The organism is Pseudomonas sp. TH07 (genome assembly GCF_016651285.1).
GTDB lineage: Bacteria > Pseudomonadota > Gammaproteobacteria > Pseudomonadales > Pseudomonadaceae > Aquipseudomonas.
This window is the reverse complement of record NZ_JAEKED010000001.1, coordinates 2,876,816-2,894,920: the sequence shown is the minus strand read 5'-3', so window position 1 is coordinate 2,894,920 and position 18,105 is coordinate 2,876,816. Positions and strand designations below refer to the sequence as shown.

Genomic DNA, 18,105 nt, shown 5'->3' with positions numbered 1-18,105 from the left:
GCCATCTAATTTTGCCGATAAGGCCTGCAAAAACCTGCTGTACGAGCAATTTGATCCCGCGTATCGCCCCGCCCCCTCGTAGCCGCGGACAACCACGGTACCCCGGGACCGGCCCGCGCTATACAATCCCCGGGCGAAATGACAAGGAAGCAGCAGGCACCATGGGCAGACGACTCAGCCACGCCGAGATCGAACACATCAAGCGCCGGGAGCGCCGAAACCTCAGGGGTGGCCAGGCGTTCATCTCGGCGCTGCTCAGTGCACTGGTCTTTATGCCGTTGATGGGGGTCTGGCTGATTGTCTCGCCGGAGCTGGCCTGCGTGCTGGGGTTGGTTTGGCTGATCTTTCTGTGGTGGTGGGTCTGCTACCGCCTGCGAGCGATGGTCGATGAGGTCGGCGCGCAAACCCAATGGCTGCTAGCCAGCTTCAGCGCACACCCGGTGTATGCCCACCGGAACTTCCACTTCGACTATCGCTTTGGCGACTACACGATTGCCGGCAGCAACCTGTTGAACAACTGGTTTATCGACAACACCCTCAACACCCACACCCAGTACCGCATTGAGGCGGTCACACTCACCTGCCCGCAGACCTCGGCCGTCAGCTATTACCTGTTCCGGGAGACCCTGGTCGAAGCGACACCCGCGCAGGTTGTCGCCAACGAGGCCGTCCCACAGGCGGCACGCTGAAAACGCCTACTCGATCCCGACCTGATTGCGCCCATTGTGCTTGGCCAGGTACAGGCCCTTGTCCGCCGCCGAAATCAACTGCCGGCAGTGGCTGTTGGGCTGCGGGGTCATGGTCGACAGGCCGATGCTGATGGTCAGGCTCGAACCTTCGGTCGGCGCCAGATGGGGGATTTTCAGCATGGCAACGGTCTGGCGCAGCTTTTCAGCCACCAGGCGCGCCCCGCCCGGCGAGGTGTTGGGCAGCACCAGGGCGAACTCCTCACCGCCATAGCGCGCCGGCAGGTCCGAAGGCCGGCTGCTGGCCTCGCGGATGGCCGTGGCCACTTTGCGCAGGGCCTCGTCGCCCTCCAGGTGGCCGAAGTTGTCGTTGTAAGACTTGAAGTAGTCGACATCGATCATCAGCAGCGACAGCTGGGTCTGATCGCGCATGGCCCGGCGCCACTCCAGCTCCATGTATTCGTCGAAGTGGCGGCGGTTGGACAGCCCGGTCAGGCCATCGGAATTCATCAGCCGTTGCAGCACCAGGTTGGTGTCCAGCAGTTGCTGCTGGCTGACGCGCAGGGCCCGGTAGGCCGCGTCACGCTGCAACAGGGTCATGTAGGACCGCGAGTGGTAGCGAATACGCGCCACCAGCTCGATGTTGTCCGGCAGCTTGACCAGGTAATCATTGGCCCCGGCAGCGAAGGCCGCACTCTTGATCAGCGGGTCTTCCTTGGTCGAAAGCACAATGATCGGAATGTTCTGGGTCGCCGGGTGATTGCGGTACTCACGCACCAGGGTCAGGCCGTCGAGACCGGGCATCACCAGGTCCTGCAGAATCACCGTCGGCTTGATACGGATCGCCTGGGCGATGGCCTGGTGCGGATCGGCACAGAAGTGGAAATCAATGTTTTCTTCATTGGCCAACCCACGCCGGACAGCTTCACCGATCATTGCCTGGTCATCGACCAACAACACCATGGCGGCATTTTCATCGGTCTTGAATTCGTCGAGCTGTAAATCATTCATGGGTTGTCACCTGAATTGCTACCTGGCCAGGACAGCTGCGTGTGTCAGTCATTTGGCAAATATCTCCAGCAAACGTGGAGCGATCTTGTCCAGTGGGCGAATCTCTACGGCGGCGTCGATGGCAGCGGCCGCCTTGGGCATGCCATACACCGCGCTGCTGTTCTGGTCCTGCGCGATGGTCATATAGCCTTGATCACGCATGAGTTTGAGGCCCTGGGCACCGTCGCGCCCCATGCCGGTCAGCAGCACGCCAACCGCATCGCCATTCCAGTAGGTGGCGACGCTCTCGAAAAACACATCGATCGAGGGTCGATAGATTTCGTTCACCGGCTCGGCGGTGTACGCCAGGGTGCCGTTCTTCAACAGACGGATATGGTGATTGGTGCCCGCCAGCAGCACCGTGCCGCTTTGCGGCGGCTCGCCTTCCCGGGCCAGGCGAACCTTGAGCCCGGAAGCGCTGCTGAGCCATTCGGCCATGCCCGCGGCAAACACCTGATCAACGTGCTGGACCAGCACAATGGCGGCGCGAAAGTCCTGGGGCAAGCCCTTGAGCAGGACCTCCAGGGCCGCCGGACCGCCTGCGGAGGAGCCGATGGCCACCAGGCTCTGGCGCGGCGCGCTGCTGCGCAAGGGCGCCGGCGCCGAACGCACGCGGCTGCCACGCTGGCCGATCAGCCAGCCGATATTGAGGATCTTGCGCAACAGTGGCGCGGCCGCCTCCTGGGCATTGCCGGCGCCCAGGGCCGGGGTGTCGACCACGTCCAGGGCGCCATAGCCCATGGCCTCGAACACCCGGTGCACGTTCTGCTGGCGGTCGACGGTGACAATCACAATGGCGCAGGGAGATTCGGCCATGATCCGCCGCGTCGCCTCCACGCCGTCCATGACCGGCATGATCAGGTCCATGAGAATCAGGTCCGGGGTCAGCTCGGCGCAGTATTTGACCGCCTCCGCGCCGTTGGTGGCAACCCACACCAACTCATGGCTCGGATCGAAAGCCAGGGCTCTGCGCAAGGCCTCCACGGCCATGGGCATGTCGTTGACAATAGCGATTTTCATGCCCGCGCTCCTCCAATCAACTCCACCACCGCGTCGAGCAGGGCGTCGTCGTGGAAACTGGCTTTGGCTAGATAATAGTCGGCTCCGGCGTCCAGTCCACGACGGCGGTCCTCTTCCCGATCCTTGTAGGAAACCACCATCACCGGTAGCGACTGCAAACGGTTGTCGCGACGTAAAAGTGTGACCAATTCAATACCGTCCATGCGGGGCATATCGATGTCGGTGATCAGCAGGTCGAAGTCTTCGGAACGCAAGGCGTTCCAGCCATCCATGCCATCGACCGCGACCGCCACGTCATAACCGCGATTGAGCAGCAGCTTGCGCTGCAACTCACGCACCGTCAGCGAATCGTCGACCACCAGAATGCGCTTGCGCGCGGCCTCGGCCTGGGGCCGGTCATGCCGGGCAATCCGTTCCAGACGCCCGGTATTGAGCAGTTTGTCCACCGAACGCAGCATGTCTTCGACATCGACGATCAGCACCACCGAACCATCGTCGAGCAGCGCACCGGCGGAAATATCCTGGATCTTGCCCAACCGATCATCCAGCGGCAGCACCACCAGGGTCCGTTCGCCGATAAAACGCTCTACCGCCACGCCATACACCGCGTCGCGCTCGCGAATCACCACCACTTTCAGGGTCTGCTGGCTGCCTTGCGCCGCGGGGCGCTGCAACAACTGGCTGGCGGCCACCAGGCCGACGTGGCGGCCTTCATGCCAGAAATGCTGGCGCCCCTCGACCTGCACAATGTCCTCGGGCGCGAGGTCGCACATGCGTTCGATATGGGCCAGCGGGAACGCATAGGCCTCGCCGCCGACCTCCACCACCAGGCTGCGCACCACCGACAGGGTCAGCGGTACTTCTAGGTGGAAGCGACTGCCTTCACCGGCGGTCTGCTCCAGCACCACCGCGCCGCGCAGCTGGCGAACCATGTGCTGCACCGCATCCAGCCCCACGCCCCGTCCCGAGACCTCGGTGACTTTGTCACGCAGGCTGAAGCCGGGCAGGAACAGAAAGGTCAGCAGCTCTTCTTCGCTGAGCTGGGCGGCGGTTTCCGCCGGGGACAATTGCCGTTCGATGATGTTCTGCCGCAGCCGGTCCAGGTCCACGCCGTGACCGTCGTCAGTCAGCTCCAATACCAGCAGGCCGGCCTGGTGCGAGGCCCGCAAGCGGATCAGGCCTTCGGCCGGCTTGCCGGCCAGCAGACGCTGGTCCGGCGGCTCGATGCCATGATCGACGGCATTGCGCAGCAAGTGGGTCAGGGGTGCTTCGAGCTTTTCCAGCACATCGCGGTCGACCTGGGTCTTTTCACCTTCAATCTCCAGGCGCACCTGCTTGCCGAGGCTGCGGCCCAGGTCGCGGACCATCCGCACCTGGCCTGCCAGCACATCGGCGAACGGGCGCATGCGACAGGCCAGCGCGGTGTCGTAGAGCACCTGGGCGCGCTGGCTGGCCTGCCAGCCGAACTCGTCGAGCTCGGCGGTCTTTTCCGCGAGCAACTGTTGCGATTCGGCCAACAGCCGGCGGGCATCCTCCAGCGCTTCCTGGGCCTCCAGGCTCAGGGCGTGCTCCTTGAGGTGCACATTGAGACTTTCGAGGGCGCGCAGGCTGTTGTTCTGCATGCGCTTGAGGCGCTGCAGATTGGCCAGATAAGGTTTCAGGCGCTGGGTTTCCACCAGCGACTTGCTCGACAGGTCGAGCAGGCTATTGAGGCGTTCGGCGGTGACCCGCAATACTCGCTCGCCGCCTTCGGTCAGGCGCGAGCCCTTGCGCACCGGGGCCGCCACGGACTCCGCAGGAGCCTCGGGCAGCAGCGTCTCGGGGTTGGGCTCGGCAGCGGGCTCGCTACTCGGCGCCTGCAACTGTAACTCGGCCATCGGCGGAGGCGCCACGGGCGGCGGGACCGGGCTCGCGCCAGGCGTTGCCGGCGCCAGCAGGCGCGCCATCAGCTCGACATAGGCCTCGATATCCTGGGGCCCGACATTGGCACTGCCCGGGGTGGCGATGCGCATCAGGAAGTCAGTGCCCTGGAGCAAGGCATCAATATGTTCAGGCAGCAGGTACAGGCGCCCTTCCTGGGCACTGACCAGGCAATCTTCCATGACGTGGGCGACGCTGACGCCGGCATCGACGCCGACAATCCGCGCCGCGCCCTTGAGGGAGTGCGCCGCGCGCATGCAGGCTTCCAACTGGTCGGCCTGGGTCGGGTTGCGCTCCAGGGCCAGCAGCCCGGCGCTGAGCACCTGGGTCTGGGCCTCGGCCTCCAGGCTGAACAACTCCAGCAGCGATGCGTCGCGCATTTGATCGGGGGTCATGAAAGGCTCCGGGTCACGGCCGCGAGCAATTGCTCTTCATCCAGCAGGCGCAAACTGCGCCCCTTCCACTGCAACACGCCACGGGTGTAGCGGGCGCTGGCCTGCGAACCCGAAACCGAAGCGGCATTGAGGGTGCGCTCATCGATGGCGTGGATGCCGTCCACCTCATCCACCGGCACCACCACTGGCCCGCCATGGGCCGCGATGATCAGCATGCGCGGCATGATCCGTGCGCCCGACGCCACGCCGACAGTCGCATCCAGCCCCAGCAGCTCGACCAGGGACAGGCAGGCCACCAGCGCGCCGCGCACATTGGCCACGCCCAGCAGGGCGCGCGAGCGCTGGTGAGGCAACGAGTGAATGGTCTGCAACGGCGCCACCTCGACCAGGCAACGGGTCGGCAGGCCCAGCCACTCCTCGCCCAGGCGGAACATCAACAGCGAACGGGTGACGATGTCGCTGTCGACCTCCAGCGCCATGGATTGCACGCGGTCCTGTTGCTGCAACGAATAGCGATCGAGCAAGCGGGTGGCCGCCGCCGAGTACACCGAACAGTTGCGGCAATGGATATGCTCGACCAGCAGCGGACAGGATTTGTCGCCATGGATGCCGATGCGATTCCAGCAGTCATCGATCTGCTGGGCATCTTCATGGGTCACGTTCAATGAATAGGAGCTGCTCATCGTTCAGGCTCACGGTCAACGGTGCGTACGCTGCGGGCGGCACGCTCCTGCAATCGACGGGCACCCGCGGTATCGCCCTGGGAGGCCAGCAAGGCGGCCAGGTGCGCCAGCGCCTCGGGATGCTGCGGCTGCAGGTACAGGGCCTTGCGATAAAAACCCTGGGCTTGCAGGGTACTGCCGGCCACATCACTGAGCAGGCCCAGCCAGTAAAACACCTGGGCGACCGGCTCATGGCTACGCAGATACAGCTCGCAGGCGGCACGGGCTTCGGCGCTCTTGCCTTCATTGGCCAGCGCGGCAATCTTCGCCAACAAGGCGTTGGCGTCGCTGGGCGGCGCTGCCGGAGCCGGCCGCGCAGGCGCCGGCATGGAACTGAAAGGCCGAGCGCGTGGTGCCGGCGGCGGCACACTGCGCAGTGGCTGGCGCGGCGCCAGGGGCAACACCGGTGGCGCCAGGACCGGGGCAGGAACCGGCAACGGTGCCGGCTCGACATGGCGACTGAAGGCAAAGGACTGCGCAATACCGATCGAGCGCATGCCCAGGCGGCCCAACAGGCTGCCTTCGGCCGGGCCGATAAACAGCACGCCGTCGACATGGGTCAGCCGCTTCAGCACCTCGAACACCTGCTGCTGGGTCGGCTGGTCGAAATAGATCAGCAGATTGCGGCAGAACACAAAGTCATAGGGCGGCTCATTGGCCAGCAGGTGGGGGTCGAGCAAGTTGCCGACTTGCAGGCGCACCTGCTCGCGGACCCGCTCATCCAGTCGATAGCGCTCGTCCTCGGCACTGAAGTGGCGCTCGCGAAATCCGCTCTGCTGGCCGCGAAAGGAATTCTTGCCATACACCGCCGCCTTGGCCCGCTCCACCGACAGCGGGCTGACGTCCAGGCCATCGACCTTGAACTGGTGCGGCGCGATGCCGGCATCCAACAGGGCCATGGCAATGGAATAGGGTTCTTCACCGGTGGAGCACGGCAGGCTGAGCAGGCGCAGGGCGCGCATGCCGCGAATCTCGGCCAGGCGCGCCTGGGCCAGTTTGGCCAGGGTTGCGAAAGACTCCGGATAGCGAAAGAACCAGGTCTCCGGGACGATCACTGCCTCGATCAGTGCCTGCTGCTCATCCTTGCTGCCGCGCAGGGTGTTCCAGTACTCCTCGGCATCCCGGGCCTGTTGCGCGGTCATGCGTTGGCGCACCGCGCGCTCGATGATGGCCTCGCCCACCGACGCCACGTCGAGGCCGATGCGCTCCTTGAGAAAATCGAAAAAACGCTGGTCGCGGCTCACGGCAGTTCCTCGAGCAGCGCCGGATCCAGCGGCGGAGACGGAAACAGCAGCGCACGCACCTGGGTATCGAGCAGGTCGTCGACCCGCACCCATTGCAGCAGGCCGTGCTCGTCTTCACGCACCGGGCCCAGGTACGGGCTCTGCCGGTTATCCAGGCCGTAGGGCTGGAACTGCGCCGGGTCGCAGCGCAAGGTGTCGCTGGCCTGCTCCAGGATCAAGCCCAGCAACTGGCCGGCCTGCCCGGGGCTCGCGCGATAGTGCACCAGCACCAGGCGGGTGCTGGTCCGTGCCTGTGCCGGCTGGCCAAACGTCAGGGCGCTGAGGTCGATGACCGGCACCACCACGCCCCGATAGGCAAAGATCCCGGCAACCCAGGCCGGGGCCTGGGCGATGGGCTTGAGCAACAGGCGCGGCAGGACTTCGACCACCTCGGTGGCCTGCAGGGCATAACGTTGGTTGCCGATGCGAAACACCAGAAACAACACCTTCTTCGGCGGCGCCTGTGAGCCGCGCCTGGCCGCGAGATCGCTCATCAGACTTTGAAACGCGAGACGCCGCTACGCAGCCCCACGGCCACCTGGCTCAACTCGTCGATGGCGAAGCTGGCCTGGCGCAGGGATTCAACGGTCTGGCTGCTGGCATCGCCCAGTTGCACCAGCGCGTGGTTGATCTGCTCGGCGCCGGTGGCCTGGGCCTGCATGCCTTCGTTGACCATCAGCACCCGTGGCGCCAGCGCCTGGACCTGATGAATGATCTGCGACAGTTGCTCACCCACCTGCTGCACCTCGGACATGCCGCGGCGCACCTCCTCGGAGAACTTGTCCATGCCCATCACCCCGGCCGACACCGCCGACTGGATCTCGCGCACCATCTGTTCGATGTCATAGGTGGCTACGGCGGTCTGGTCCGCCAGGCGCCGGACTTCGGTCGCCACCACGGCAAACCCGCGTCCGTACTCACCGGCTTTTTCGGCCTCGATCGCAGCGTTGAGCGACAACAGGTTGGTCTGGTCGGCGACCTTGACGATGGTCACCACCACCTGGTTGATGTTGCCAGCCTTCTCATTGAGGATCGCCAGCTTGGCGTTGACCAGGTCGGCCGCGCCCATCACCGAGTGCATGGTGTCTTCCATCCGCGCCAGGCCTTGCTGGCCGGAGCCCGCCAATACCGACGCCTGGTCGGCGGCGGTCGATACTTCAGTCATGGTGCGGACCAGGTCCTTGGATGTGGCGGCGATTTCCCGGGAAGTGGCACCGATCTCCGTGGTCGTGGCCGCAGTCTCCGTGGCGGTGGCCTGTTGCTGCTTGGAAGTGGCGGCAATCTCGGTCACCGAGGTCGTGACCTGCACCGAAGAGCGCTGGGCCTGGGACACCAGGGCCGTGAGCTCGGTCATCATGTCGTTGAAGCCGGTTTCCACTGCGCCGAATTCGTCCTTGCGGTCGAGGTTGAGGCGCCCACTGAGGTCACCCGTACGCATTACGTCGAGAATCTTCACGATGCGGTTCATCGGCGCCATGATCGCGCGCATCAACAGCAGCCCGCACAATCCGGCGGCCAGCACCGCGATCAACAGCGACAGGCCCATGCTCACTTTGGCCGCGGCCACGGCATCATCGATCGCCGTGGTGGCGGCATCGGCCACCGACTTGTTCTCGCTGATCACATCGTTGAGACGCATGCGCCCGGCGATCCAGGCTGGGGTCAGTTGTTCGTTGAAAGTGCGATTGGCCTCGGCATCCTTGTTTTGCTGGTGCAGGTCGAGAACCACCGCCTGGATCCGGTTGAATTCCTGATGCTGGGTTTCGAAGGCGTCGAACTCGACCTGATCTTCACGGCCGTTGATGGTGGCCCTGTAGCTGGCCATGTGTTGCTGCAGGCGTTGTTCGAAGGATTTGAAGTCCGCGGCGTTTTCGGGGCTGATCCCCTGCCCTTGCTTGAACCCGAGGATCTGCTGGGTCAGCAGGTAGCTGTCGACCCAGGCGCTGCGAATCATCGAACTGTAATAAACCCCGGGGATGGCGTCGGTGCGCATGCGCTCTTCACCGGCCTCGATTTTCAACAGACGGGAGTACGAGACCACGACCATCAACAGCATGATGGCGATAATCACCGCAAAGCTCGCCAAAATGCGTTGGCGCAACGTCCAGTTCTTCACAGTCAGTCCTCGGGGCCGTTCAAATGGGGGGCAGTATAGCCGAGGGCGGGCCATCATTTATCTGCGGTTTGCGCACCAGGTCTCACTCGGCGCTAAAGCCTGCGTGGGCTCTGGGTGGCTACTTTCCGCCATATGACCGAGCGCGAGCCAGTGCTGTTTCGGTAAATACAGCCAGCATATCCGCCATCCACCCTGCCCCCGGCGCACCCACGCCGCAACGTCCCCGCCCCTGGCCTCAGGTCGCGGCCAGACGCACCTGGTTTTCCAGTTCGCGCTTGAGCCCCGGCTCGAGTTTGAGCTGACGCGCGAGTTCGTCCAGGTAGGACTTCTCCATGAAGTTCTCTTCATCCACCAGCATCACGCTGGCGATGTACATTTCCGCGGCCATTTCCGGGGTGCTGGCGGCGCGGGCGACATCCGCCGGATCCAGCGGTTTGTTGAGCTCGGCGTGCAGCCAGTGCTGCAACTCCTGATCGTTATCCAGGCGGGTGAACTCGCCCTCGATCAGGGCCCGTTCGCGCTCATCGACATGCCCGTCGGCCTTGGCCGCGGCCACCAGCGCCTTGAGGATCGCCTGGCTATGCTGTTCGACCTGCTGCGCCGGCAGGCGGTCAATGGTCTGGGGTTCGCGCTGGGGAGCGGTTCCCTGCTGCGCCTGCCAGTTGCCATAGGCCTTGTAGGCGATCACCCCGAGGGCGGCCAGGCCACCATAGACCACCGCCTTGCCGCCGAACTTGCGGGCTTTTTTATTGCCCAGCAGCAGGCCCATGGCGCCGGCGGCCAATGCACCGCCGCCGGCACCGGACAACAGGCCGCCCAGACCGCCGGCACTGCCACCGAGCAAACCGCCCAGCGCGCCCTTGCCGGCCGGGGCCTTGCCCGATGCGCCTGAGGCCTTGTTCTGCAGCAGGTCCTGGCCGGACTTGAGCAATTGATCGAGCAATCCACGGGTATTCATTGCGACCTCCGGAAACTTCGGTTCAGTGGCTAAATAAGGCCACCAGCCTAGTGGGAAGTGCCCGTGCGCTGTGCTCGAGAGTGCTTCGGGATGTTGCCTGGACGCAGCGGCCCATCGATTAAAAAGATATACACTGCGAAAAATCTATAAAACCGTCCAACCGGTATCCCCCACCATGATGACCCTGCGCCAGATCCGTCACTTTATCGCCGTGGCCGAAACCGGCTCGATCTCCGCCGCCGCCCAGGCAGTGTTCATCTCGCAATCGACCCTGACCCTGGCGATCCAGCAGTTGGAGCAGGAGATCGGCGTCAACCTGTTCAATCGCCACGCCAAAGGCATGACCCTGACCCACCAGGGCCACCAGTTCCTGCGCCAGGCGCACCTGATCCTGGCCACCGTCGACAACGCCAAGCGCAGCCTGCAACAGAGCACCGACCAGGTGGCCGGGCAATTGATCGTCGGCGTGACCAGTCTGGTGGCCGGCTACTACCTGGCGGACCTGCTGACCCGTTTCCAGCGTGCCTACCCCAATGTGGAAATCCGCGTGATGGAGGACGAACGCCCGTACATCGAGCACCTGCTGGTCAGCGGCGAGATCGATGTCGGGGTGCTGATCATCTCCAACCTGGAAGACCGTCACGCGCTGCAGACCGAGGTCCTGACCCACTCGCCGCACCGGCTCTGGCTGCCGGCCCAGCATCCGCTACTGGAGCGCGACAGCATCAGCCTGGCAGACGTTGCCGGCGAGCCGCTGATCCAGCTCAACGTCGATGAAATGGACCACAACGCCCAGCGCATGTGGACCGGCGCCGGCCTGCAACCGCGAATCACCCTGCGCACGGCATCCACCGAAGCGGTGCGCAGCCTGGTGGCTGCCGGGCTGGGGGTGTCGATCCAGCCGGACATGACCTACCGCCCGTGGTCGCTGGAGGGCGACATCATCGAGGCACGCTCCCTCGCGGACCTCGGCCAGACCCTCGACGTCGGCCTGGCCTGGCGCCGTGGCACCGCCCGTCCGGCACTGGTGGACCCGTTCCTGACCGTGGCCCGCGAGCAGCCCCACGGTGGGCGCAAGCCATCGATTTAATCGAATGTTCAATTCTGTATTTAGTATTTGTCGCCCTTCTGCCCGGCCACTAGTCTCTTCCCACTCCGGAAGCGGCGGTGGTCGGACACCGGGCACCCGGGAGCAACCATGGCTACGCAAGAAAAGAGAACCCGCAAAATGGCTGGCGTGCACACTCCGTTACTGACCGCGTTATTGATCGATGGTGAACTGGTGGCCGGCCAGGGCTTTGTCGAGCCGATCATCAATCCGGCCACCGGGGACGTGCTGACGCACATTGCCGAAGCCAGTACCGAACAGGTCGAGAGCGCGATTCTGGCCGCGCACCGCGCCTTCTCCGGCTGGTCGCGGACCACGCCCCAGCAGCGCTCGAACATCCTCCTGGCCATCGCCGACGCCATTGAAAAACACGCCGATCACCTGGCCCGCCTTGAATCCCTGAACTGCGGCAAGCCATTGCACCTGGCGCGCCAGGACGACCTGAGCGCCACCGTCGATGTGTTTCGCTTCTTCGCCGGTGCGGTGCGCTGCCAGACCGGCCAGTTGTCCGGCGAATACCTGCCGGGCTTTACCAGCATGGTGCGCCGCGATCCGATCGGCGTGGTGGCGTCGATTGCGCCGTGGAACTACCCGATCATGATGGCCGCCTGGAAAATCGCCCCGGCCCTGGCCGCCGGCAATACCCTGGTGTTCAAGCCCTCGGAGCACACGCCCCTATCGATCCTGGCCCTGGCGCCGACCCTGGCCCAACTGCTGCCGCGCGGGGTGATCAACATCATCTGTGGCGGCGGTGAAGGCGTCGGCAGCCACCTGGTCAGCCACCCGAAAGTGCGCATGGTGTCGCTGACCGGGGATATCGTCACCGGGCAGAAAATCCTCCAGGCCGCGTCCAAGACCCTCAAGCGCACCCACCTGGAACTGGGCGGCAAGGCGCCGGTGATTGTCTGCAACGATGCCGACTTGCAGGCGGTGGTCGCCGGCGTGCGCAGCTATGGCTACTACAACGCCGGGCAGGACTGCACCGCCGCCTGCCGTATCTACGCCCAGGCCGGAATCCATGACCGTCTGGTGGCCGAACTCGGCGCCGCCGTCAGCAGCCTGCGCTTTGCCGGCAAGCGTGACACCGACAACGAAATCGGGCCGCTGATCAGCACCCGCCAGCGCGACCGCGTGGCCAGCTTTGTCGAACGCGCCCTGGGCCAGCCCCATATCGAGCGGGTCACCGGAGCCGCCGTGCACACAGGCCCTGGCTTCTATTACCAACCGACCCTGCTCGCCGGCTGCAAGCAAAGTGACGAAATCGTCCAGCGCGAAGTGTTCGGCCCGGTGGTCACCGTGACCCGCTTCGACGAACTGAGCCAGGCGGTGGACTGGGCCAACGATTCGGAATACGGCCTGGCGTCCTCGGTCTGGAGCCAGAGTCTGGACAAGGCGATGCAGGTTGCGGCGCGCCTGCAATACGGCTGCACCTGGATCAACAGCCACTTCATGCTGGTCAGCGAAATGCCCCACGGCGGCCTGAAACGCTCCGGCTACGGCAAGGACCTGTCCAGTGATTCGCTGCAGGACTACAGCGTGGTACGGCACATCATGGCCCGCCATGGTACCGACCTTTAGGAGCAGTTGCTGGCGGCGAGCTACAAGCTGCAAATGAGCGCGGGTTCTACTCGCAACTTGCCGCTTGCAACGTGCCGCGGCTCAAAAGCAGGTGCCTTCGGCGTCGCTGCACACCCCATACGGCGTATTGCTGATAAACCAGTTGAGCCAATGGGGCTCCCAGTCCCGCCACTGGATAAAGTAGGTCTTGGTCTCGGTGTTGAATGTCACGCCGAAAATACTCAGTTCCCGGGCACTCTCCGACATGCGCATGTCCAGCGAATCGTCGTAGATCAAGGGCGAGCGGTAAACCCGCTGCGGGTTCTGGAGGTCAACCACCTGCAGATACCCCAGGTGCCTGAAGGGTATGAACAGGTTACCGGCATGGACATGCTGCAAGAGGTAGCGTCCCGAGGATCCTCTGCTGGTGTAAGGCTCGCGATTGAGCACCTCACTCAACTGTTGGATGAACACCCCGGCGCCGCAGGCAAGCAGTATCAGCAGTCCGAAAACGGTCTTCCTGAGCTTCATCGGGCAGCGCCCTGGAGGCTGCAATTCATTGACCTGATCTCCCTGAAAAGGCGCCATTGAACGAGTTCTGGATAAGCGAATCAAGTTGCGGCACTATCCGCCGCCATAAAGTGCCCGCCGCCCTCCACCGGGGCGCTTGAAACGTACCCAGGTAGCAAGGACGCCCCCATGTCATACCCACCATTGTCCGTCCGAAGCGGGTCGACTCCGCTGCGGAGCGCCCGGCGATGACTTCCGCCCGTGACGAGCTGATTCGCCTGATCACCGCCCTTCTGGCCCACAGCCTCGCGGTGGCCGCTTGCGTGTTGATCGATTACTACGGCATCCCGTTCTACGAGCAGATGTTCGGCAGCATCAGCAAGTTTTTTGGCTTTGGCCCGATGATGCGCACCCTGTTCTGCCTGTTCGTCGGGGTCAATCTGCTGATCGCTATCATTCCGGTGCTCAGGATCAAGCTGTTGCTGATCCTGCCGCTGTTGCTGCTGACCGCTTACATAATGTTCCCCCACAACCCGATTCGTGGCCTGGTCTACTGCTCGGAGCTCGGCCTGCTGCCCTTGGCGGCGATCTATCTGTCCCGAGGGCTGCATCAGTTGCTCAGCCCAAGGGCGAAACGAGCCTGCGCCCCGTGAGCCGCGACACGTTCATCCGCATAGGCTGCGCGCTATTGGCACACGGCCTGGCGGTGGCGCTGTTTTACCTGGCGCATCTGCTGGGCGTGCCGCTCTACCTGCAGCTGTTCGGCTCGATCTCGCGTGGTGTCGCGGTGGGGCTTGGGGTCTATTACCTGTTCATCCTGTTTATCGGGGTCAACGTACTGGCCGCGCTGGTGCCCAACCTCAAGCTCAAGCTGGGCCTGATCCTGCTGCCGGTGCTGGCCAGCGCCTGGATGTTTTTCCCCAGCAACCCCATACGCGGAATGGTGTATTGCGCCTTGTCCAGCGGCTTGCCGTTACTGGCGATCTGGCTGGCGCAGCGCCTGCATCGATTGCTACGCCCCAAGGACCTGCCCCATGAGTGATGGCCTGCGCCTGTCGGCGCCCCTTCGGTACCTGAGCCTGCTGCTGGTGCTGGGCGCAAGCGGCAATTGCCTGGCCATGAGCCTGGACCAGCAGTTCGCCGGCCTGGCCAGTTGCAGCGTCGAGCAGGTGTTTCTCGACCCCAGCAACCAGCAGCTCAGCGGCCAGTACTTTGTCGAGCGCCAACTGCAACCCTGCGACCTCGACGAAGGTGCGCGCTTTTGCGTCAAGGACCAGTTCCACGGGCTGGCGGTGCATGCCATCGGCATTCCGTATCGCGGGCCGTTTTCAGTGCACGCGCTGTACCTTGACGCCGATGTGCAGACGGCGCGCCAGCAACTGGGCCAAGGCTTCGACGGCGACGGTGTACAGGCCCCGTTGTTGATTGCCGACCCGAAGAATCCCGGCGGCTCGGTGCTGTACTGCGACCCGGACAGCCAATAATCCCTTTTGCCCCACCCGCGACGGAGCTCTCGATGCCCTCTCCCTTCAACACCCTGGGCCTGGCCCTGATCGGGCTGCTGATCAGCCTCGCGCCCCCGGCCCTGATGGCGGCGGAATCCGGCTGTCCGAACGGCGATCTGCCGAGCTTCGTCCAGGCGTTCGCCAGCAGCCCCGAGTTGCAAAAGACCTTCACTCGCTCGCCGCTGATCGAACAGCGCCCGGCCTATGGCGATCAGGGCTATGGGGTCACGACCCTGCACAAAGTGCCCGCCGCCAACCCCGCGAGCCTGGCCCTGCTCGACCCTAAGGTCCAGGGCAAGGCCGGTTTGCAGACCTTCTGGATCGACAAGCGCAGCCTGGTGGTGCACGACAGCCTGGGCGATGTGCTGCAGGTCTTTGTGTTCCAGCAGTTGCCGTGCTGGACCCTGGTCCGGGTCGAACAGTGGTCGCTGCAAGGCCTGCTCGATGAGCGGGTGCCGGCCAATGAAACGCCCCTACAGCGCGAGCTGCGCAAAGCCGACCTGTTCGAAGGTTATGGCGCGGTGGAGCTGTATCCGCTGACCACGTACTTTTTCGAGCTGGCGCAGCGCATCGACCTGCACGCCGCCGACAACGGCTCGGCCGCCGGCGCCACCCGGGCCGTGATCCTGGGTTATTCGGGGATGTCACCGGAAGTGGAGCCGGCACGGATCGAATCCCTGCTGAGCACCTATGCCGAATCGGACGTCGAGGCCAAGCTGCTGCTGGCGGACTTTTACTGCTTCCGTGGCAATCAGGTGTCGGAACGAAAATGCCAGGCGCCGCGCCAGGCCGAAGACACCGTGACCCAGGCCGCCCGACAGTTCGACACCGGCATGGCCTATGCCACGCTCGGCTATGGCTACAGCGAAGGCCTTTGGGGCACCACCGACCTGCCGCGTGCCCTGTCCTGCTTCAAGGAAGCCGCCGACCGCCATGAGCCGAGCGTGCTGCAGAACCTGGTCCACTACGCCAAGGAAGGCAAGGTGCCACAGCCTGGGGTCAGCTGCCTGCAAGCCCCGGCACCGACCGCCGGTTGAGTGTATCGGGCAATGGACTGGCGCCGCTGATCCATGCTTTCGGCCAGCAAAACCGGGGGGGAATAAGGGCTTTTTGCTGGCGCGATGGCTTTTTTACCAATGGATACAGCTAATCATTTTTTCAGATATGGCGAACCGTTTATCCTCTGCGGCATCTGTTTAAAGTCCGTTGCGTTTGGCCGAAGGCATGACCGAACCTCACATAGCGATCCAGCGCGCAGCCAGGAAGGCCTCGGGATCCCCAGAACAAGGTTCACCTATGCACCGCAGGAATCTACTCAAAGCCTCCATGGCTCTGGCTGCCTACACCGGCCTTTCGGCCAGCGGCCTGCTGGCGGCCCGTGCCTGGGCCGGCGCTGCCGATGGCGAGGCGCAGACTTTTGATTTCGAGGGCCTCAAGGCCCAGGCCAAGCAGTTGGCCAGCAGTCGCTACCAGGACACCAAGCAGGTGTTGCCGCCCACCCTGGCGACCATGACCCCGCAGAACTTCAATGCCATCCAGTACGACGGCGCACACTCGCTGTGGAACGACCTGAATGGCCAGCTGGACGTGCAGTTCTTCCACGTCGGCATGGGCTTCAAGCAGCCGGTGCGCATGCACAGCGTCGATCCGAAGACCCGCCAGGCGCGGGAAGTGCACTTCCGTCCGCCGCTGTTCAACTACCAGAACACCAGCGTCGACACCACGCAGCTCAAGGGCGACCTGGGTTTTGCCGGGTTCAAGCTGTTCAAGGCTCCGGAGCTGGACAAGCACGACGTGGTGTCCTTCCTCGGCGCCAGCTACTTCCGCGCGGTGGACGCCACCGGCCAGTACGGCTTGTCAGCCCGTGGCCTGGCAATTGATACCTACGCCAAAAAACGCGAAGAATTCCCCGACTTCACCCAGTTCTGGTTCGAAACCCCGGACAAGGACAGCACCCGCTTCGTGGTCTACGCCCTGCTCGACTCGCCAAGCGCCACCGGTGCCTATCGCTTCGACATCGACTGCCAGGCCGAGCGCGTGGTGATGGACATCGACGCCCATATCAACGCGCGCACCGCCATCGAGCAACTGGGCATCGCCCCGATGACCAGCATGTTCAGCTGCGGCACCCATGAGCGGCGCATGTGCGACACCATCCACCCGCAGATCCACGACTCCGACCGCCTGGCCATGTGGCGCGGCAATGGCGAATGGATCTGCCGCCCGCTGAATAACCCGGCGAACCTGCAATTCAACGCCTTCGCCGACAAGGATCCGAAAGGTTTCGGCCTGGTACAGACCGACCACGAGTTCGCCAGCTATCAGGACACCGTGGACTGGTACAGCCGGCGCCCGAGCCTGTGGGTCGAACCCACCACGGCCTGGGGCGAAGGCTCGATCGACCTGCTGGAGATCCCGACCACCGGCGAGACCCTGGACAACATCGTGGCCTTCTGGACCCCGAAAAAACCGGTGGCCGCCGGCGAATCGCTGAACTATGGCTACAAGCTGTACTGGAGCGCCCTGCCACCGGTGGGCACGCCGCTGGCGCGGGTGCATGCCACGCGTTCGGGCATGGGCGGCTTCGTCGAGGGCTGGGCCCCGGGCGAGCACTACCCCGAGGTCTGGGCCCGGCGCTTTGCCGTGGACTTCACCGGTGGCGGCCTCGATCGCCTGCCGGCCGGCACCGGCATCGAACCGGTGGTCACCGCCTCCAACGGTCAGGTCAAGGACTTCAATGTGCTGGTGCTGGACGAAATCAAGGGCTACCGCATCACCTTCGACTGGTTCCCCACCAACGACAGCGTCGATCCGGTAGAGCTGCGGCTGTTCATCCGCACCCACGACCGCACCCTGAGCGAAACCTGGCTGTACCAGTACTTCCCGCCCGCCCCGGAAAAACGCAAATACCCCTGACCCGTAACCTCGCAGCCCGGCAGCGGCACACACTCTGTAGCCGCTGCCGCAGGCTGCGCCGGCCCCAAAAGGGCGCCGTGCCGTGTCAGCTGTACTCGATGCTTTTACCGACCCTTCGATTACGGCGCGCCATAAAAAACCGGTCTACAGGGCCAATGCCGATCAGTTAAGCGCTAGAGCGCACGAAACATGACCTGTGGCGAGGGAGCTTGCTCCCGTGGGGCCGGCCGGAGCTCCGGGGCGTAGCAACCCCATTTTTGGGGCCGCTGCGCGGCCCAGCGGGAGCAAGCTCCCTCGCCACAATGACGGTGCTTGCCCTTAACTGACTGGCATTAGCCGACAGGGCCGGTTTTTTATGC

17 protein-coding genes are annotated in these 18,105 nt (G+C 64.1%); 8 read left to right on the top strand and 9 right to left on the bottom strand.

Going from position 1 to position 18,105, the window contains the following annotated elements; translation table 11 throughout:
* Positions 1-161 precede the first annotated feature (161 nt).
* The gene (locus tag JFU57_RS13460; protein ID WP_201129617.1) at positions 162-689 is read left to right on the top strand and encodes a hypothetical protein; all 528 of its coding nucleotides are present in this window, start codon (positions 162-164) and stop codon (positions 687-689) included.
* A gap of 6 nt (positions 690-695) precedes the next feature.
* Here JFU57_RS13460 and JFU57_RS13455 read toward each other — a convergent pair whose 3' ends face one another.
* From JFU57_RS13455 to JFU57_RS13420, 8 genes are all read right to left on the bottom strand, one after another.
* Entirely contained in the window at positions 696-1,697 is a 1,002-nt protein-coding gene (locus tag JFU57_RS13455) for a response regulator (protein ID WP_020296663.1), read from the bottom strand.
* Between the two features lie 48 nt (positions 1,698-1,745).
* Positions 1,746-2,756, bottom strand: a complete 1,011-nt coding sequence (gene cheB / locus JFU57_RS13450) for a chemotaxis response regulator protein-glutamate methylesterase (protein WP_201129616.1) — start codon at positions 2,754-2,756, stop codon at positions 1,746-1,748.
* Entirely contained in the window at positions 2,753-5,071 is a 2,319-nt protein-coding gene (locus tag JFU57_RS13445; RefSeq protein WP_201129614.1) for a hybrid sensor histidine kinase/response regulator, read from the bottom strand. Before JFU57_RS13445 ends, cheB begins: the two co-directional genes overlap by 4 nt.
* Positions 5,068-5,754: a chemotaxis protein CheW gene (locus tag JFU57_RS13440; protein WP_078469991.1), complete on the bottom strand. Its 687-nt coding sequence runs from the start codon at positions 5,752-5,754 to the stop codon at positions 5,068-5,070. Before JFU57_RS13440 ends, JFU57_RS13445 begins: the two co-directional genes overlap by 4 nt.
* Positions 5,751-7,037, bottom strand: a complete 1,287-nt coding sequence (locus JFU57_RS13435; protein ID WP_201129613.1) for a CheR family methyltransferase — start codon at positions 7,035-7,037, stop codon at positions 5,751-5,753. The genes JFU57_RS13440 and JFU57_RS13435 overlap by 4 nt, the downstream gene beginning before the upstream one ends.
* Entirely contained in the window at positions 7,034-7,570 is a 537-nt protein-coding gene (locus JFU57_RS13430; RefSeq protein WP_078469989.1) for a chemotaxis protein CheW, read from the bottom strand. The genes JFU57_RS13435 and JFU57_RS13430 overlap by 4 nt, the downstream gene beginning before the upstream one ends.
* On the bottom strand, positions 7,570-9,192 hold the full coding sequence (locus tag JFU57_RS13425; protein WP_078469988.1) for a methyl-accepting chemotaxis protein: 1,623 nt from the start codon (positions 9,190-9,192) through the stop codon (positions 7,570-7,572). Before JFU57_RS13425 ends, JFU57_RS13430 begins: the two co-directional genes overlap by 1 nt.
* Before the next feature lie 235 nt (positions 9,193-9,427).
* Positions 9,428-10,150, bottom strand: coding sequence for a tellurite resistance TerB family protein (locus JFU57_RS13420; RefSeq protein ID WP_201129612.1), 723 nt, complete (start codon positions 10,148-10,150; stop codon positions 9,428-9,430).
* A gap of 175 nt (positions 10,151-10,325) precedes the next feature.
* On the opposite strand from JFU57_RS13420, the gene JFU57_RS13415 reads away from it, so the two are divergent.
* Both JFU57_RS13415 and JFU57_RS13410 read left to right on the top strand, forming a co-directional pair.
* Entirely contained in the window at positions 10,326-11,240 is a 915-nt protein-coding gene (locus JFU57_RS13415; protein ID WP_078469986.1) for a LysR family transcriptional regulator, read from the top strand.
* Positions 11,241-11,348: 108 nt separating this feature from the next.
* Positions 11,349-12,836, top strand: a complete 1,488-nt coding sequence (locus tag JFU57_RS13410; RefSeq protein WP_201129611.1) for a gamma-aminobutyraldehyde dehydrogenase — start codon at positions 11,349-11,351, stop codon at positions 12,834-12,836.
* 81 nt (positions 12,837-12,917) lie between these two features.
* On the opposite strand, the gene JFU57_RS13405 is transcribed toward JFU57_RS13410, so the two are convergent.
* Positions 12,918-13,346: a hypothetical protein gene (locus tag JFU57_RS13405; protein ID WP_078469984.1), complete on the bottom strand. Its 429-nt coding sequence runs from the start codon at positions 13,344-13,346 to the stop codon at positions 12,918-12,920.
* Positions 13,347-13,573: 227 nt separating this feature from the next.
* Between JFU57_RS13405 and JFU57_RS13400 the strand changes: the two genes are divergently transcribed.
* From JFU57_RS13400 to JFU57_RS13380, 5 genes are all read left to right on the top strand, one after another.
* Positions 13,574-13,978, top strand: coding sequence for a hypothetical protein (locus JFU57_RS13400; protein WP_201129610.1), 405 nt, complete (start codon positions 13,574-13,576; stop codon positions 13,976-13,978).
* Positions 13,975-14,367, top strand: a complete 393-nt coding sequence (locus JFU57_RS13395; RefSeq protein WP_201129609.1) for a hypothetical protein — start codon at positions 13,975-13,977, stop codon at positions 14,365-14,367. The genes JFU57_RS13400 and JFU57_RS13395 overlap by 4 nt, the downstream gene beginning before the upstream one ends.
* On the top strand, positions 14,360-14,809 hold the full coding sequence (locus JFU57_RS13390) for a hypothetical protein (protein ID WP_201129607.1): 450 nt from the start codon (positions 14,360-14,362) through the stop codon (positions 14,807-14,809). The genes JFU57_RS13395 and JFU57_RS13390 overlap by 8 nt, the downstream gene beginning before the upstream one ends.
* A 32-nt stretch (positions 14,810-14,841) precedes the next feature.
* A complete protein-coding gene (locus tag JFU57_RS13385) occupies positions 14,842-15,867 on the top strand; it encodes a hypothetical protein (RefSeq protein WP_201129605.1) in 1,026 nt (341 codons plus the stop codon).
* Positions 15,868-16,126: 259 nt separating this feature from the next.
* Complete coding sequence (locus JFU57_RS13380; protein ID WP_201129602.1) at positions 16,127-17,746, top strand: glucan biosynthesis protein D; 1,620 nt, start codon at positions 16,127-16,129, stop codon at positions 17,744-17,746.
* Positions 17,747-18,105 lie beyond the last annotated feature (359 nt).

Coding starts and splice junctions, on each gene's coding strand:
- JFU57_RS13460 (WP_201129617.1), top strand. CDS start 162: ATGGGCAGACGACTCAGCCACGCCGAGATCGAACACATCAAGCGCCGG.
- JFU57_RS13455 (WP_020296663.1), bottom strand. CDS start 1,697: ATGAATGATTTACAGCTCGACGAATTCAAGACCGATGAAAATGCCGCC.
- cheB (WP_201129616.1), bottom strand. CDS start 2,756: ATGAAAATCGCTATTGTCAACGACATGCCCATGGCCGTGGAGGCCTTG.
- JFU57_RS13445 (WP_201129614.1), bottom strand. CDS start 5,071: ATGACCCCCGATCAAATGCGCGACGCATCGCTGCTGGAGTTGTTCAGC.
- JFU57_RS13440 (WP_078469991.1), bottom strand. CDS start 5,754: ATGAGCAGCTCCTATTCATTGAACGTGACCCATGAAGATGCCCAGCAG.
- JFU57_RS13430 (WP_078469989.1), bottom strand. CDS start 7,570: ATGAGCGATCTCGCGGCCAGGCGCGGCTCACAGGCGCCGCCGAAGAAG.
- JFU57_RS13420 (WP_201129612.1), bottom strand. CDS start 10,150: ATGAATACCCGTGGATTGCTCGATCAATTGCTCAAGTCCGGCCAGGAC.
- JFU57_RS13415 (WP_078469986.1), top strand. CDS start 10,326: ATGATGACCCTGCGCCAGATCCGTCACTTTATCGCCGTGGCCGAAACC.
- JFU57_RS13410 (WP_201129611.1), top strand. CDS start 11,349: ATGGCTACGCAAGAAAAGAGAACCCGCAAAATGGCTGGCGTGCACACT.
- JFU57_RS13405 (WP_078469984.1), bottom strand. CDS start 13,346: ATGAAGCTCAGGAAGACCGTTTTCGGACTGCTGATACTGCTTGCCTGC.
- JFU57_RS13400 (WP_201129610.1), top strand. CDS start 13,574: ATGACTTCCGCCCGTGACGAGCTGATTCGCCTGATCACCGCCCTTCTG.
- JFU57_RS13390 (WP_201129607.1), top strand. CDS start 14,360: ATGAGTGATGGCCTGCGCCTGTCGGCGCCCCTTCGGTACCTGAGCCTG.
- JFU57_RS13385 (WP_201129605.1), top strand. CDS start 14,842: ATGCCCTCTCCCTTCAACACCCTGGGCCTGGCCCTGATCGGGCTGCTG.
- JFU57_RS13380 (WP_201129602.1), top strand. CDS start 16,127: ATGCACCGCAGGAATCTACTCAAAGCCTCCATGGCTCTGGCTGCCTAC.